The 16,642-nt window shown below is 72.3% G+C and carries 11 protein-coding genes; 10 read left to right on the forward strand and 1 reads right to left on the reverse strand.

Annotated features, from left to right (window positions below):
* The first annotated feature begins 113 nt into the window (after window positions 1-113).
* On the forward strand, window positions 114-2,699 hold the full coding sequence (glgP, locus tag ACFSL2_RS22200; RefSeq protein WP_377199923.1) for an alpha-glucan family phosphorylase: 2,586 nt from the start codon (window positions 114-116) through the stop codon (window positions 2,697-2,699).
* Window positions 2,700-2,949: 250 nt separating this feature from the next.
* The gene (locus ACFSL2_RS22205) at window positions 2,950-3,147 is read left to right on the forward strand and encodes a ferredoxin (RefSeq protein ID WP_377181004.1); all 198 of its coding nucleotides are present in this window, start codon (window positions 2,950-2,952) and stop codon (window positions 3,145-3,147) included.
* An 85-nt stretch (window positions 3,148-3,232) separates the two neighbouring features.
* Here ACFSL2_RS22205 and ACFSL2_RS22210 read toward each other — a convergent pair whose 3' ends face one another.
* Entirely contained in the window at window positions 3,233-3,529 is a 297-nt protein-coding gene (locus ACFSL2_RS22210; protein WP_377199924.1) for a hypothetical protein, read from the reverse strand.
* Between the two features lie 138 nt (window positions 3,530-3,667).
* Between ACFSL2_RS22210 and fdxA the strand changes: the two genes are divergently transcribed.
* The 8 genes from fdxA (at window position 3,668) to ACFSL2_RS22250 (ending at window position 16,508) form a co-directional block, all read left to right on the forward strand.
* Entirely contained in the window at window positions 3,668-3,985 is a 318-nt protein-coding gene (gene fdxA, locus ACFSL2_RS22215) for a ferredoxin (protein WP_377199925.1), read from the forward strand.
* A gap of 12 nt (window positions 3,986-3,997) precedes the next feature.
* Entirely contained in the window at window positions 3,998-5,128 is a 1,131-nt protein-coding gene (dapC, locus tag ACFSL2_RS22220; RefSeq protein ID WP_377199926.1) for a succinyldiaminopimelate transaminase, read from the forward strand.
* Between the two features lie 111 nt (window positions 5,129-5,239).
* A complete protein-coding gene (locus tag ACFSL2_RS22225) occupies window positions 5,240-6,547 on the forward strand; it encodes a citrate synthase (RefSeq protein WP_377199927.1) in 1,308 nt (435 codons plus the stop codon).
* A 200-nt stretch (window positions 6,548-6,747) separates the two neighbouring features.
* Window positions 6,748-9,999: an FtsX-like permease family protein gene (locus ACFSL2_RS22230; RefSeq protein WP_377199928.1), complete on the forward strand. Its 3,252-nt coding sequence runs from the start codon at window positions 6,748-6,750 to the stop codon at window positions 9,997-9,999.
* On the forward strand, window positions 9,999-12,842 hold the full coding sequence (locus tag ACFSL2_RS22235) for an FtsX-like permease family protein (protein ID WP_377199929.1): 2,844 nt from the start codon (window positions 9,999-10,001) through the stop codon (window positions 12,840-12,842). The genes ACFSL2_RS22230 and ACFSL2_RS22235 overlap by 1 nt, the downstream gene beginning before the upstream one ends.
* A gap of 52 nt (window positions 12,843-12,894) precedes the next feature.
* Complete coding sequence (locus ACFSL2_RS22240; RefSeq protein ID WP_377199930.1) at window positions 12,895-13,878, forward strand: ABC transporter ATP-binding protein; 984 nt, start codon at window positions 12,895-12,897, stop codon at window positions 13,876-13,878.
* Entirely contained in the window at window positions 13,875-14,579 is a 705-nt protein-coding gene (locus tag ACFSL2_RS22245; protein ID WP_377199931.1) for an ABC transporter ATP-binding protein, read from the forward strand. The genes ACFSL2_RS22240 and ACFSL2_RS22245 overlap by 4 nt, the downstream gene beginning before the upstream one ends.
* Window positions 14,580-14,828: 249 nt before the next feature.
* Window positions 14,829-16,508 (forward strand): peptide ABC transporter substrate-binding protein, encoded by a 1,680-nt coding sequence (locus tag ACFSL2_RS22250; protein WP_377199932.1) that lies wholly within the window; start codon window positions 14,829-14,831, stop codon window positions 16,506-16,508.
* The last annotated feature ends 134 nt before the right edge of the window (window positions 16,509-16,642 follow it).

The raw sequence follows: 16,642 nt of genomic DNA on the forward strand, positions 1-16,642 counted from the left end.
TCAGGGGGACATGCGCGCCGGGCGCGCCGGGCTCCGGTGAACGTCCGCGGACGGGTCGGTGAAACCCTGGGCAACAGGTGTGCGAGACCGCACATGTGCGTAGTCTTCCTCCGGTGAGAGCGATCCGCAGATTCACCGTCCGCACGGTCCTCCCCGAGCAGCTCGCGGCGCTCGACGAGCTGGCCCAGAACCTTCGCTGGTCCTGGCACGCGCCCACGCGCGAGCTGTTCGCGAGCATCGACCCGGAGCTCTGGTCCGAGGTCCGGGGCGACCCCGTAGCGCTGCTCGCGGCGCTCGGCTCCGACCGCCTCGCGGCGCTCGCGGCCTCCGACGAGTTCACGGGCCGCGTGCGCGCGGCGTCGGACGACCTGCACCACTACCTGCGCGACCCACAGTGGTACCAGGGGCGGACCACGGCGTCGGGCGGCGAGCTGCCGCGCGCGATCGCCTACTTCTCGCCGGAGTACGGCATCACCTCCGTGCTGCCCCAGTACTCGGGCGGCCTCGGCATCCTCGCCGGCGACCACCTGAAGAGTGCCTCCGACATGGGTGTGCCCATCGTCGGTGTGGGCCTGCTCTACGGCGCCGGCTACTTCCGCCAGTCGCTCACCCGCGACGCGTGGCAGGTGGAGACCTATCCGCTGCTCGATCCGGACGGCCTGCCGCTGGCGGTGCTGCGCGAGGAGGACGGCACGCCCGCCGTCATCTCGCTCGATCTGCCCGGGGGACGCGCGCTCCACGCGCACGTCTGGGTCGCCGCCGTCGGCCGGGTGCCGCTGCTGCTGCTCGACTCGAACGTGCCGGAGAACGACGAGGCGGCCCGCAAGGTGACCGACCGCCTCTACGGGGGCGGCGGTGAGCACCGGCTGCAGCAGGAGCTGCTGCTCGGCGTCGGTGGCGTGCGCGCGCTGCGCGCCTGGTCCCGCCTCACCGGTGCGCCGGAGCCGGAGGTCTACCACACCAACGAGGGCCACGCGGGCTTCCTCGGCGTGGAGCGCATCCGCGAGCTCGTCGGGTCGGGCCTGAGCGTCGGCGAAGCGCACGAGGCGGTACGCGCGGCGACGGTCTTCACCACGCACACGCCCGTTCCCGCCGGCATCGACCGGTTCCCGAAGGACCTGGTCAGCGCGTACTTCGGCGGCGACAACGCGATGGACGGCGTGCCGCTGGAGAGCGTGCTGGCGCTCGGCTCGGAGGACTACGACGGCGGCGACCCCACCGTGTTCAACATGGCCGTGATGGGCCTGCGGCTCGGTGGCCGGGCGAACGGTGTCTCGCTGCTGCACGGCCAGGTCTCGCGGGAGATGTTCGAGGGCCTGTGGCCCGGGTTCGACGCGCGGGAGGTGCCGATCACGTCGGTGACCAACGGCGTGCACTCACCCACCTGGGTCGCACCGCGGCTGGCCGCCGTGGAGGCGGAGCGCATGGGGCTGGACCAGATCACGGCGCCCGAGGCGTCCGCCGGCTGGCTGGACACGAGCAAGGTGTCCGACGCCGAGCTGTGGGCCCTGCGCGGGGAGATGCGCGGCGAGCTCGTGGCCGAGGCCCGGCGCCGGGTGCGCAAGTCGTGGCGCGAGCGCGGGGCGTCCCCGGCCGAGCTGGGCTGGGTCGACGACATCCTGTCGCCCGACGTGCTCACCATCGGCTTCGCCCGGCGGGTGCCCACCTACAAGCGGCTCACGCTCATGCTGCGCGACCAGGACCGGCTCAAGGCGCTCCTGCTCCACCCCGAGCGGCCGGTGCAGCTGGTCGTCGCGGGCAAGTCGCACCCGGCGGACGACTCCGGCAAGCGGCTCATCCAGCAGCTGGTCCGGTTCGCCGACGACCCCGAGGTGCGGCACCGCATCGTGTTCCTGCCGAACTACGACATCGGTATGGCGCAGTCCCTGTACCCGGGCTGCGACGTCTGGCTGAACAACCCGTTGCGCCCGCTCGAGGCGTCCGGCACGTCGGGGATGAAGAGCGCCCTCAACGGCGGCCTGAACCTCTCGATCGAGGACGGCTGGTGGGCCGAGTGGTACGACGGCGAGAACGGCTGGGGCATCCCCACGGCCGACGGCGTCGAGGACGCCGACCGCCGGGACGACCTGGAGGCCGCCGCGCTGTACGACCTGGTGGAGTCCCAGGTGGCTCCCACGTTCTACGACCGTTCCGCCGACGGAGTGCCGGGCCGGTGGCTCGAGCTCGTGCGGCACACGCTCGCGACGCTCGGCCCCAAGGTCCAGGCCACGCGGATGGTCTCCGAGTACGTGCACGGGCTGTACGCGCCGGCGGCCGAGGCGGGCAGGCTGCTCGCGGCCGACGGTTTCGGCGCGGCGAAGGGCCTGGCCGGCTGGAAGGCGCACGTCCGGAGCTCCTGGTCCCAGGTGCGGGTGGACCACGTCGAGTCGGCGGGTATCGGCGAGGCGGTGCAGGTCGGCGACCGGCTCACCGTCCGCGCCTACGTCTCCCTCGGTGCTCTGTCGCCCGACGACGTGGACGTGCAGGTGGTGCACGGCCGCGTCACGGAGGCCGACGCCATCGAGGAGTTCACCGCCGAGCCGCTCGCGCTCACTGAGTCGTACGAGGCCGGACGGCACGCGTTCGGCGGCGAGGTCGACCTGGAGACGTCGGGACCGTTCGGGTACACCGTGCGGATCGTGCCGAAGCACACGCACCTCGCGAGCGTCGCGGAGCTCGGCCTGGTGGCCAACGCCTGACGTGGGCGGCTCGTGCCGAACCGCAAGCTGATGGTGGGTCCGGGCTGCCGAACCGCAAGCTGATGGTGGGTCCGGGCGTCGGAACGCAACTTAACCGTCGACCAAGGGCCGGATAGACGTCCAGCCTTCGGTTCGGCGCCTGTGGTGTGGCTAGGTTGCGGTTCGGCGGTCGGCCCGCCGCCAGAACTGGTCACGAGAACTCCACCGCTCGATTAGGCGAACTGCCCCTCGAGTGGGAAGAGTGGACCTCATGAAGATCAACGTGGACCGCGACGCCTGCTGCGGCGCCGGCCAGTGCGCACTGCTCGCCCCCGACGTTTTCGGGCAGGACGACGACGACCGGGTCATCCTGCTCGACGAGCGCCCCGGCCCTGAGCTCGACTTCGCGGTGCAGGAGGCTGTGAGCATGTGCCCGACGGGCGTCATCTGGGTGGACCAGAACGCCTGATCGGCCGGAGTGGATCGGTGGCCCTGTGGCGCGCCAGATCCGCCCCCCACGACATCCTGACCAGGACAGACCTGCGGCCGTACCCTCAGGATCCGCCGCGGCGCGCGGGTCGAGGGGGGATCGGCTTGGCGGTCTCGATCTCGGCGGCCGGCACGGTGACCTCCTGCGGTTCTCCGCGACCAGGCACCGGGTCGGTCCGCAGCCGCAGGCCGGCGTCGGACACCTCGACGACGAATCCGATCACGTCCGTCCAGCCGTACGCCGTCCCACCGGCGGACACGAGCGGGCCCGCAGGGGCCAGCCGGCGCCGGACGACCACCCGGGTTCCGGGCCGCAGAGCGCGCCAGCCGCCTGCCGGGACCGGCGGTGTAGCGAATGTCACGTCGATTCTCCTTCCGCTGCGTGAGACCGGTGGGGATCTGAGCGTCTCCCGGGAGATACTAGGATCGCGTCGCAGGGCCCGTCCCGCGGTTCGCATCGTGCATGATCCTCAGTCCGGAAGTGGAAGGACACCCTCGAAGTGACCTACGTGATCGCTCAGCCGTGCGTCGACCTCAAGGACAAGGCGTGCATCGAGGAGTGTCCCGTGGACTGCATCTACGAGGGCAGCCGCTCGCTGTACATCCACCCGGACGAGTGCGTGGACTGTGGCGCCTGTGAGCCGGTCTGCCCGGTGGAGGCCATCTACTACGAGGACGACGTCCCCGACGAGTGGAAGGACTACTACCGCGCGAACGTCGAGTTCTTCGACGACCTCGGCTCGCCCGGCGGTGCCGCGAAGATGGGCGTCATCGAGAAGGACGACCCGATGATCGCGGCCCTCCCGCCCCAGGCCTGACGGCCCGCCGGCATGGGCCTGCACGACCTCTCCGACCTGCCCTACCCCTGGGACTCGATCGCCGGAATCACGGCGGCCGCCACGTCCCATCCAGGAGGGCTGGTCGACCTCTCCATGGGTACGCCCGTGGACCCGACACCCGAGGTCGTGCGGCACGCGCTCGAAGCGGCGTCGAACGCTCCCGGCTATCCGATGACGGCGGGCACGCCCGCGCTGCGGCAGGCCGTCGCCGACTGGTTCGCCCGACGGCGGGGCGTGCCCGGCCTGGACCCGGCGGCCGTGGTGCCGACGATCGGCTCCAAGGAGCTGGTCGGCCTGCTGCCCTCGTTGCTGCACCTCGGCCCGGGTGACGTGGTGGTGCACCCCGTCGTCGCCTACCCGACGTACGTGGCGGGCATCCGTGCGGCCGGTGCCACACCGCTCGCTGCGGACGACGTCGCCGACTGGGCGGGCCGGGACGACGTCAAGATGGTGTGGGTGAACAGCCCGAGCAATCCCACCGGCCGGGTGCTCGGCGTCGAGGCCCTGCGCGCGGTGGTGGAGGCCGCGCGCGCCATCGGCGCCCTCGTCGTCTCCGACGAGTGCTACGCCGAGCTGGTGTGGGATCCGTCGTGGGACCCGGAGACCGGGGAGGGCGGCGTCCCGTCGGTCCTCGACCCGCGCGTGTGCGGCGACTCGCACCAGGGACTGCTCGCGGCGTACTCCCTGTCGAAGCAGTCCAGCATCGCGGGCTACCGCGCGGCGTTCCTCGCGGGTGACGCCGCGCTGGTCGCCGAGCTCACGCAGACCCGCAAGCACCTGGGCCTCATCGTGCCCGCGCCGGTGCAGGCCGCGATGACGGCGGCGCTGTCCGACGACGAGCACGTCGCCGCGCAGCGGGCGCTCTACGGCGCCCGGCGTCGGGCACTTTCCGCAGCGATCGCAGCAGCAGGGCTCACCGTGGAAGAATCGGGAGCCGGTCTGTACCTCTGGGTGGCGGCCCCGGACGGCCGTTCCGGGCAGCACATTGCCGAATGGTTTGCAGAGCGCGGCATTCTCACTGCGCCCGGTCATTTGTACGGCGACAATAAGCACACGCGAGTGGCCCTGACCTCCACTGACGCGAAGATTGCCGACGCTGTGTCACGCCTCACAGAGACTTGACCGACGGATTGGAAAAACAAGAGTAAGGCGCGATACTGTCGTGCCCCAGGTCGACGCTGTCCGACAGCTTTCTTCAGCAGCGTCCCTCGTGCGCCATTCAGGAAGGAAGACATGACCTCCACACCGGTGGACGGCTCGAGCCGCGTCGAGCTCGCCGTCAACGGAACCACTCACACCCTGCCTGTCGTTGCCGCGAGCGAGGGCAATGACGGCATCGTCGTGTCGTCGCTGCTCAAGGACACCGGCCTGGTCACGGTTGATCCGGGTTTCATGAACACGGCATCGTGCGAATCAGCGATCACGTATATCGACGGCGATGCCGGCATCCTGCGCTACCGCGGATACCCCATCGACCAGCTGGCCTCGGGCTCGGGCTTCCTCGAGGTGTCCTACCTCCTCATCTACGGCGAGCTGCCGACTCCCGCGGAGCTCGACACGTTCACCGAGCGGGTCAACCGCCACACCCTGGTGCACGAGGACTTCCGCACGTTCATGGGCACCTTCCCCCGGAACGCGCACCCGATGGCCGTCCTGGCGTCCGCGGTGAACGCGCTGTCGACGTTCTACCCGGAGTCACTCGACCCGGCCGACGACGAGCAGGTCGACCTGGCCACCGTGCTGCTGCTCGCCAAGACGCGCACCATCACGTCCTACCTGCACCGGCGCCGCGTGGGCGAGCCGCTGCTGTACCCGGACTACTCGCGCGGGTACGTCGAGGACTTCCTGCGGATGACGTTCGCGACACCGTACGAGGCGTACGAGGCCGACCCGACGATCGTCGACGCGCTGGAGAAGCTGCTCGTGCTGCACGCGGACCACGAGCAGAACTGCTCGACGTCCACCGTGCGCGTCGTCGGCTCGTCCAACGCGACCCTGTACGCGTCGGTCGCGGCCGGCGTGAACGCGCTGTCCGGCCCCGCGCACGGCGGTGCCAACGAGGCCGTGCTCTCGATGCTCGAGCGCATCCGGTCGGGTGGCGAGACCGTCGAGACCTTCATGGAGAAGGTCAAGAACAAGCAGGACGGCGTACGCCTGATGGGCTTCGGCCACCGCGTGTACAAGTCCTACGACCCGCGCGCGGCGATCGTGAAGAAGTCCGCCGACGAGGTGCTCGACAAGCTCGGTGCCAAGGACGAGCTGCTCGACATCGCGCGCGGTCTCGAGGAGATCGCCCTCTCGGACGACTACTTCGTGGAGCGCAAGCTCTACCCGAACGTCGACTTCTACACGGGTCTCATCTACAAGGCCATGGGCTTCGAGCCGGCCATGTTCACGCCGCTGTTCGCCCTGGGCCGCATGCCCGGCTGGATCGCCCAGTGGCGCGAGATGATCAAGGACCCGCAGACGAAGATCGGCCGCCCGCGCCAGGTCTACACCGGCGCCACGGAGCGCCCGTACATCCCGGGCGCGATGCGCTGAGCCCTGCCGGGTAGCCGCTCGCGCCCCAAGGCGCTCTACCCAGGGATCGGGCCCAGAACTGACGTCGGTTCTGGGCCCGATCCCTATCCCTGGGTAGACGTGCGCTGTGACGCGTTCGACGCGCGGGGCGTGACCGGATCGTTGCCTGGAGCGTCAGTTGTTTTGTCGTCACCGTCAGTGGGCAGGGCTAGTTTGGGGCCGTGAGTCGAGCCACCCTCCTTGCCCGCCGGTCGACGGCGCACCGCGGGCTGCTCGCGCTCGTGTGGCTGCTGGTCGCCGTGCTGACCGGTGCCCTGGGCGTGACGGTCGGTTGGACGCAGGCCGCCGCCACCGCCGAGGCCCGTGGCGGGATCGCGGCCGCAGAACCGCCGGGCCGGGCGGTGCAGCTCGCCACGCGTCTGGCGGAGGACGGCGCGGCCGACGCCCAGGACGACCGTGTCCAGCAGACGCTCGCCGACCTGCTGCGCGGTGTGCCGCACCGCGTGACCTACGACGTACGCACCGAACCGCAGTACACGACCGGCGGCGACGGTCAGGACCTGGGCCGCTGGACAGTGGCTCTCCTACCTGCGCCGTCGCGTGCCGACGCGCTGGCCGGTGGCGGTGCGGCCGGTGTCACGCTCGTGGACGGGACCTGGCCCACCGGCGCGGGCGAGGCGGCGGTGCAGGCCGACGCCGCGGAGGCCGCCGGCCTGGACGTCGGCGACACGATCCGGCTGGGCGTCGAGCCCGATGCCCCCGCCGCCACCGGCACGTCGCTCACCGTCGCGGCGACCTGGCGTGTCACGGCACCCGACGACGCGGTCTGGCTCGGTGACCCCGCCGTCCTGACCGGGGCCGACGGCAGCCACCTCGGTCCGGTGGTGGTGCACCAGGACGTCCTCGCTGTGCTGGACACCGACCCGTTCGCGCGCTGGACGGTGGTGCCCGACGGTTCCGCGCTCACCCCAGCGCACCTGCCCGCGCTGGCCGCGCTCGCCGCGGAGGTCGAGCGGGGCCTGGGTGAGGACGAATCCGTCGCGCCCCGCGGGCTGACCGTCACGGGAACGCTCTCCACGACGGCTGCTGACCTCGAGGACGCGCTGCATGCGGCGGACGCCGTGGCGCTGGTGCCGCTCTGTCTTCTGGCGCTCGTCGGCCTGGTCGCGCTGGTGCAGGTGGCACGCCTGCTGGCCGCTACCCGCGAGGGAGAGGTCGCACTGCTCGTCTCGCGCGGCGCCGCACCGGGCACGGTGGCGGCGGCCGCCCTCGTGGAGGGGGTCCTGCTGGCACTGACCGCCGCGGCGGCAGGTGGCGCCGCGGCGTGGGCGGCGCTGCGCCTGGTCGTGCAGTCGGACGCCGGCGCCGCCGTGCCCGCCGCGACGCCCGTGACCGTCGCGCTGGCGGTCGCGGTGGTGGCGGCCGCGACGCTCGTGCTGGTCGCGGCCCTGCAGGCGCAGGCGGCCGCGCGCCGTCAGATCACCGACCGCTCGGGACGGGTGCGTCAGGTGGCCGCCCTCGGCACGGTGGTGCTGACGGTGGCCGCCGCCGCGGTGAGCGTGACGCAGCTGCTGCGCTACGGCTCCCCGCTGCTGACCACGCCGGACGGTCCGCGCACCGACCTCACCGCTGCCGCAGCCCCGGCTCTCGTGCTGGCCGCCCTCGCGGTGGCGGCGATGGTGCTGCTCGGCCCCGCCACGCGCCTGTGGGCAGGGCTCGCCGGTCGGTCGCGCGGCGTCGTCGGCCCGCTGGCTGCCCGGCAGGTGGCCCGGCGGCTGGTCGTGTACGTGGTACCGGTGGTGCTGCTGGTGCTGGCGGGCGGTGCCGCGACGCTCGCGGGCGGCTACGCGGGCACCGCCGAACGGCTGCGGTCCGACGTCGACGTGCTCGCCAACGGCGCCGATGTACGGGTCACGGCACCCGAGAGCGGGCGCCTCGACCCGGCACCCTATCTGCCGGGCGGCGCGGGCCTGGACGCCGCCGCTGCGGCACCCGTGCTGTCCGCCACGGGCTACTCCGACGGGCGCCCGGTCACGATGCTGGCGCTACCCGCGGCGGCGGCACCAGCGGTGCTGCGCGCGCCTGCGGAGGTGCTCGACGTCGCACGCCTGACCGAGGTCCTGACGAGCGACGCCTTCGCCGCGGCACCTGCCTTACCCGACGAGGCACGGGATGTCGGCGTCACGCTGAGCGGCAGCATCCGCCCGGACGCCGGGACGGCGGCGGACGCCGAGCCGGCGCACCGGATGGACCTGTCGCTCGTGCTCGCGACACCGGACGGCACGCTGGCCACGGTCGACCTCGGACACCTGACCGACGGCGACGGCACGGGCGGCACCCTGGGCCCCGACCTGACCACGCACGAGCTGTCCGGTGCCGTGCCGCCACCTCCGGTAGACGGCCAGGCGTGGCGGATCGCCGCCCTGGACGTGAACACCCAGCCTGGCTGGTCGCCGGCCGAGGCGACCCTGTCCGTGGACGGGCTCACGGCGGACGGAGCGCCCGTCGACGGCGCGGAGTGGACACCGTCGCAGACGCTCGACGGCGTCGCCGTCTTCGAGCCGGGCGCCGACCCGCCGCCCGGGCAGATCCGGCTCACCATGCCGCTCGGCGGTGGGACGGGGGCCAGCAAGCTGCGCCTCCTGACCACGCCCGAACCGGAACCGATCCCGGTCCTCGCCTCGGCGTCGCTGTCCGGCGCCCTGGGCATCACCACGGGGGACACCTTCGAGATGACCCTCAGCAGCATGCGCCTCCCGGTGGTCGCCGTGGCCTCGTCGGGCACGGTGCCCGGAGCGCTCGAGCCGTACGCGGCCCTGCTGGACCGCGGGGCGCTCGCCGCCACGCTCGTCCGGGAGGTGAGCGACCCGGCCCTGACGAGCGAGGTCTGGCTGGCCGCCGGCCCGCCCGGCCCCGCCGCTCCGGCCGACGCCGTGGCCCGGCTCGCCCAGGACGCGATCACCGAGGCAGAGGCCGCCGGCACGATCCGGCGCGAGCAGCCGACCGTCACGACACCTGGGAGCGGGTCGACGGACACCGCGGCCCCGGTACGGGTCTCGTTCTGGCTCGCCGCCGCAGGCGCGACCGTGCTCGCCCTGGCAGGTGTGCTCGCGGTCGCCGTGGCGACCCTGCGGGAGCGGCGCGGCGAGGTCATCGTGCTGCGCGCCGTGGGGCTCGGCCCCGCGGCACAGGCTCGGGCCCGGGCCGCCGAGCTGATCGTGGTGGGCCTGGTGGCTGTCGCGGTGGGTGCCGCCGCGGGGTGGGCGGTGGCGCGCTTGACCGTCGGTGGGCTCGCGGCCGCGACGCTCACCGGAGTCGACGCCGCGCCGCCCGCACGGTTCGTCATGGAGAGCTCAGGGCCGATCCTGTTGCTGACCGCGGCCGTGGCGGGCCTCGTCCTGGTCGCGATCGGAGTCGGCGGCCGCGTCGCCGCACAGGCCCGCGACACCACCTACCGCGAGGAGGTCCGCTGATGGGGGCACTGTCCGGGCTGGGCCTGCTCGCGCGGCGGCAGCTGCGCACGTCCTGGGGCGCCACGGCGACGCTCGGCGTGGTCGCGTTCCTCGCGGCGGGGGTGCTGTCGACCGCGCCGCGGGCGATCGCGACGATGCACGCGGACCAGGTGGCCTACGAGACGGCGGCGGCCTCCGGACCTGCTCGGGACGTGATCTCGGTGGTCGGCGCGATCCCGGGGGACCCGCTCGGCGGGAGGTACTACGGGTCCCGCACCATCGAGGCGGGCATCCCGGCCGAGCCTGACTGGGACCCGTTCCTCGCCAACCTGGACACCGTGCGTGCCGAGACGCCGGACCCACTGCGCTCGGTGATGGGTGCCCCGCACTTCCACGTGACCTCGACCGATCCCGCGTACACCGACCCCGTGCCCAGCTCCGAGCTGGCCGAGGCCAAGGTCTTCCTCCGGGCGGCCACCGACCTGGCGGAGAACAGCGAGCTGGTCGAGGGCCGCTGGCCCGCCGCGACGCAGGGGCCGACGTTCGCGGACGGCGAGCAGCTCCTCACCGGACCGCAGGAGCCGGCCCCGGCGTTCGAGGTCGCCGTCTCGCGCGCCGTCGCCGACACCTATGGCTGGGAGCTCGGCGGGCGGTACGACAACCTCGGCGGCTCCGGCATCATCTCCCTGGCGGAGCGGTACCCGTCGCTGGTCGTGACCGGGATCTTCGAGACCGGCGACCCGGACGACGACTACTGGCTGCACCACAACCTGGCGGCCCGGCCCTCGGTGATCACCGACCCGAACCGGGGCCTCCTGGCCACCGCCTCCGCCTATGTGAGCCCGGCGATGATCATGCCGATCACCTATGGCATCGGCAAGACCCGGGTCTGGTACCCCGTCAGCACCGACAGCGTGACCGCGGCTGACGTGCCGATCCTCCTGGCCCAGTCCAACGGCCAGTCGGCGCAGACGTTTGTGGTGGAGCCGGGCCCCGACGACGCCGCACCGATCCAGCTGCGGCCCAACACCCGGCTCAGCGAGATCCTGGAACGCCTCCTCGCGCAGCGGACCGGCGTCGACGCGATCGTCGCCGTGCTCGCCGTCGGACCGCTCGGTGCCACCGTCGCCGTGCTGGCCCTCGGCGCGCGACTCGTCGTCGAGCGACGGCGTTCGGCGCTCGCCCTGCTCCGGGCACGCGGAGCGTCCGGGACTCAGCTCCGCCTGCTCATGGGTGGCGAGGGCCTCGTCGTCGGGCTCGGGTCGGCGCTGGTGGGGTTCGCGGGAGGGCTCGCGCTCACCTCCGGACTCGGCCTCGACGCACCGGTCACCGTGACCCAGGTGGCCCTCGCGCTCGCCGCGGGCCTCGCGCCGGCCGCCGCCCTGGCGCTCGCCACCTCACCCGCCGGCCTGCGGACCACACGGGCGGACCTCGCGCCCCGTTCGCGCAGCCGGGTGCGCTGGGTGCTCGAGGTGCTGGTCGTCGCGGGGGCGGCGCTCGCCACGTGGCTGCTGCTCTCCCGGGGGGTCGTGGCCGGCTCGGGTGCCGGCTCCGGTGTGGACCCGCTGGTCGCCGCCGCGCCCCTGCTGGTCTCCCTCGCCCTGACCCTGCTCGCCGTGCGCGCCTACCCGTGGCTCGCGCTCGCCGTCGAACGGATGCTCGCGCCCCGGCGTGACCTCGTCCCGTTCCTGGGCGCAGCACGTGCCACGCGCGACCCGGCGGGCGGCCCCGTGCCGGCGGTGGCACTCGTGCTCGCGGTGGCAGTCGCGGCGACGTCCGCGGTGCTGTACTCGACGGTCTCCGGCGGCGTGACCCGTGAGGCGTGGCGTGCCACGGGCGCCGACCTGCGCATCTCCGGTCCGATCGTCGACGAGCAGGCGGTCGAGCGCATCGGCGCGCTCGACGGGGTCGAGGCGGTCGCGGCGGTGGGCGACGTGGGCGACGCCGTCCTGCAGGGTGCCGTCCCCTCCTCGCGGACCGAGGTGTACACCGCGGACGCCGCGGTGCTCGCGGTCGCCCAGGAGGACGTGGCCGGGGCTCCCGAGACGCTCGCCGAGCTGGCCCGGGCGCCCGGGCCCGACGGGGCGGACGACGCGTTGCCCGTGATCCTCAACCGGGCGGCTGCCGGGCCGGGGGTCGGTCCCGGGAGCACGGGCCTCACCCTCACGACGCAGGAGGGCAGCGTCCCGGTCAGGGTGGTCGACGTGGTCGACGAGCTGCCCGGCCTGCCCGCCGGCCGTTCGCTCGTCCTGGCGGACACCGAGCGGCTCCTGGCGAGCACCGGCGACACGAGCTACGCGCGGCTCGCGCTCGTGGGCCTCACGGACGACGCCGATCGCGCGGCGGTGACCACCGGGATCTCGAACCTGTTGCCGTCGTCGCTGGTGGACGACCCGGACCAGGAAGCGGCCACCGTACTGGCGGCGCCCGTCTCGGGCGGTCTGGTGATCGCCTTCGTGCTGGCCGTGCTTCTCGCGGGACTGCTCTGTGCGGCAGCCGTGGTGATGACGCTCATGCTGGCCGCGCCCGCCCGGGCCCGGCTCCTGGCCGTGCTGCAGACGCTGGGCCTGTCGCCGCGCCAGGGCCGCGGGCTCGTCGGCTGGGAGATCGGTCCCTGGGCGGTCGTGGCCCTCGTGGTCGGTGCCGTGCTGGGTGTGGCCGTGCCGTCGCTCGTGCTGGCCGCGGTTGACGTCACGGCTCTGACGGGCGGGCTCGCGCAGCCTGCGCCGGAGTACGACCCGCTGCTGCTCGGCGCGGCCGCCGCGGGGTTCGTCGTGGTGGTGCTGGCCGCCGTCGGTGTCGCCGCGGCCATGAGCAGGCGCGGCGAGGTAGCCGCTCAGCTCCGGATGGGCAGCAATGACTGACAGCGATGACTGACAGGGCAGCGGCGGACCCGCACGTTCGAGAGGAGACCCGATGAGCACGACCATCGAGCTGACGGCCGGCGGCGCGTCGGCATCGGCCGGGCCGGCGTCGGCCGGCGGCGAGATCCGGTGCGGTGACCTGGTCCGGATCTTCGCCACGGACGGCGTGGAGGTCCAGGCGCTGCAGGGGCTCACCCTGAGCGTCGACCCGGGGGAGATCGTCGCCGTCGTCGGCGCGTCCGGATCCGGGAAGTCCACCTTGCTGACGATCCTGTCCGGCCTGGACACGCCCACGGGCGGGTCCGCGGTGGTGGCGGGTACCGACCTGCTGACCATGGGGCACGCGGAGCGGGTGCGGTACCAGCGCTCCACCGTCGGCTTCGTGTGGCAGCAGACCTCCCGCAACCTTCTGCCGTACCTGACTGCGAGCGAGAACGTACGGCTCCCGCTGGAGCTGGCGAACACCCTCCCGCGGCGGGAGCGGAAACGGCGCGTCGAGACCCTGCTCGAGCTGCTGGAGGTCGGTCACGTGGCCGGACGGCGGCCGGGCGAGATGTCCGGCGGTGAGCAGCAGCGGACGGCGGTCGCGGTCGCCGTCGCGAACGGCCCGCGCGTGCTGCTGGCGGACGAGCCCACGGGCGAGCTCGACGAGGCCACCTCCGTGGAGGTGCTGGAAGCGTTGCGGGGCGTGAACCGGGAGACGGGCGTGACCACGTTGATCGTCACGCACGACCCTACGGTGTCCGAGCACGTGGCGCGTACCGTCCAGATCCGCGACGGCCGTACCTCGACGGAGACGCTGCGGCGTACCGAGCTGGACGAGCACGGCGCCGAGCGGCACGTCGCCGAGGAGTTCGCCGTGCTCGACCGGGTGGGCCGCCTGCAGCTGCCGCAAGACTTCGTGCACGCGCTCGACCTGCGCGATCGCGTGCGCCTGGCGCTCGAGCCGGATCACGTGAGCGTCTGGTCGGCGGCGCCCGGCTCCACGTCGACGACGGACGAGCCCGTCGAGACCCCCACCGAGGAGGACCGATGACCGCCACCGCTCCGGCGCGCACCGTGCTGCGTGCCCAGGGCCTCACCAGGGTGTTCGGCACCGGTGCGGGCGAGGTCCATGCCCTGACGGACGCCGCGCTGCAGGTCGCGGCCGGTGAGCTGCTCGTGGTGCGCGGCCCGTCCGGCTCGGGCAAGACGACCCTGCTGAACCTGCTCGGCGGCCTGGACCGTCCGACGTCGGGCAGCGTGTGGCTGGGCGACGCCGAGCTGACCGCGCTGGGGGAGAAGGCCGTGCTCACCGCTCGCCGGGAGCGCATCGGCTACGTGTTCCAGTCGTTCGGGCTGGTGCCCGTGCTGTCCGCGGCGGAGAACGTCGAGGTGCCCTTGCGGCTGCGGCGCACGCCGCCGGCCGAGCGGGCCGAGCGGGTAGCGGCCGCACTGGACGCGGTGGGGCTCGCCGGGCACGCGAAGCAGCGGCCGTACGAGCTCTCGGGCGGTCAGCAGCAGCGGGTGGGCATCGCCAGGGCGCTCGTCGCCGAACCCGAGGTGCTGCTCGCCGACGAGCCCACCGGACAGCTCGATTCGGGGACCGCCGCGGTCGTCATGGACCTGCTGGCCCGCGTGGCGCACGAGCGCGGCGTGGCCGCCGTCGTCTCCACGCACGACCCGGAGCTGATGGCCCGCGCCGACCGTGTGGTAGTGCTGCACGACGGGCAGGTAGTGGACCGAGGCAACGGGTGATTTTCCTGGTCAACGCCCTCACGGCGCGATTGTTACGGGTGTGAGAACGACCTGGTCAGAACTGTTACCTGGTGTTACTCCCACATACCGAGATGGTCACAACTCGGTGGCGTTTCCCTTACGGTGGTCATCGGCATCTGCATGAAGCGACTACGTTAGATCTGTTATCACTGGGCGCAAAGATGCGCTCGCATCGCTCCGGAGGACAACTCCGTCGGACGGAGTGGGCACAACGAACCAGGAGGACACGTGACACCTCGAAAGCGACTCATGGGAGTGGGAGCCTTTACGCTCGCCACGGCTCTGGTGCTCTCGGCCTGCGGTGGCGGTGGCGGCGGCAACGAGGGCGAGGGCAACGGCGACAGCGCCGGCATCGTCACCGTTGGTAGCGGCGAGCCGCAGAACCCGCTGATCCCGACAATGACCAACGAGGTCTACGGCGGTCTGGTGGTCCGCAACATCTTCGCCGGCCTCGTTCGCTACGACGAGAACGGTGGCATCGAGAACGAAGTTGCCGCGTCCATCGAGTCCGAGGACAACAAGGTCTGGAACATCACCCTCAACGAGGGCTGGGAGTTCACGGACGGCACCCCGGTCACGGCGCAGAGCTTCGTCGACGGCTGGAACTACGGCGCCTACGCTCCCAACGGCCAGAACCTCAGCTACTTCTTCACCCCCATCGAGGGGTTCGAGGAGGTGCAGTTCGCCGAGGACCAGCTCAAGCCGGACGGCTCGCCCAAGGAGGGCGAGATGCCCGCGGCCGAGACCATGTCCGGTCTCGAGGTCGTCAGCGACACCGAGTTCAACGTGACGCTCACGCAGCCGGAGGCGGACTTCCCGGTGCGCCTGGGCTACGCGGCGTTCTTCCCGGTGCCCGAGTCCTTCAACGAGGACCCGGAAGCCTTCGGTGAGGACCCGATCGGCAACGGCCCGTACACGCTGGCGAACTGGGAGCACGACCGAGTTCTCGAGCTGCGCCCCAACGAGTCCTACGCGGGTGGTGCCACCGTGGAGAACGGCGGCATCGACCTGCTCGCGTACACGGAGGAGGACGCCGCGTACAACGACCTGCTCGACGGCAACCTCGACATCGTCACCAACGTGCCGTCGTCGGCCTTCGGCACGTTCGAGGAGCAGCTGGGCGACCGCGCGGTCAACCAGCCCGCCGCGGTGATCCAGGTCATCAACGTCCCGGAGTACAACGACAAGTTCTCCGGTGAGGCGGGCCTGAAGCGCCGGCAGGCGATCTCGATGGCCATCGACCGTGAGGCCATCACGGAGACCGTCTACCACGGTGCTCGTACACCGGCCACCGACTACACCTCCCCGGTGATCAACGGCTGGACCGAGGACCTCGAGGGCAACGAGGTGCTGCAGTACAACCCGGAGGAGGCCAAGAAGCTCTGGGACGAGGCCGAGGAGATGGACCCGTGGGGTGACGAGCCGTTCTACATCTCGTCCAACGCGGACAGCGACCACCAGTCGTGGATCGACCCGACCTGCAACGGCATCCGCGACGTGCTCGGCATCGAGTGCGAGTTCGACCAGTACCCGGTGTTCGACGAGTTCCTCGACGCTCGTGACAACGAGGAGATCCCGGCGACGGGTATGTTCCGCGGTGGCTGGCAGGCGGACTACCCCTCCATGGGTAACTTCCTCGGCCCGATCTACGGCACCGGTGCCGGCTCGAACGACATGGGCTACTCCAACAAGGAGTTCGACGCCAAGCTCGCCGAGGCGGCCGGTGCGGAGACCCCGGAGGAGGCCACCGAGCTGTACAAGGAGGCCCAGACCATCCTGCTCGAGGACCTGCCGGGCATCCCGCTCTGGTACCAGAACTCCACCGGCGGCCACTCCGAGGCCGTCGACAACGTGGCGTTCGGCTGGGACAGCGACCCGATCCTGACCCAGGTGACCAAGTCGGAGTGATGGTGATGACGTCCGGTCGTCGGACGTAGACCATTACCCCAGGTGAGAGGCGGGGCGTGCAGCAGTGCACGCTCCGCCTCCCCCTGTGCCGTGGTCCGGACCCCGGAAATGTTCCGGGATAATGGACGGCGGAA

This window comes from Promicromonospora aerolata (assembly GCF_042682255.1).
Classification (GTDB): Bacteria; Actinomycetota; Actinomycetes; order Actinomycetales; family Cellulomonadaceae; genus Promicromonospora; species Promicromonospora aerolata.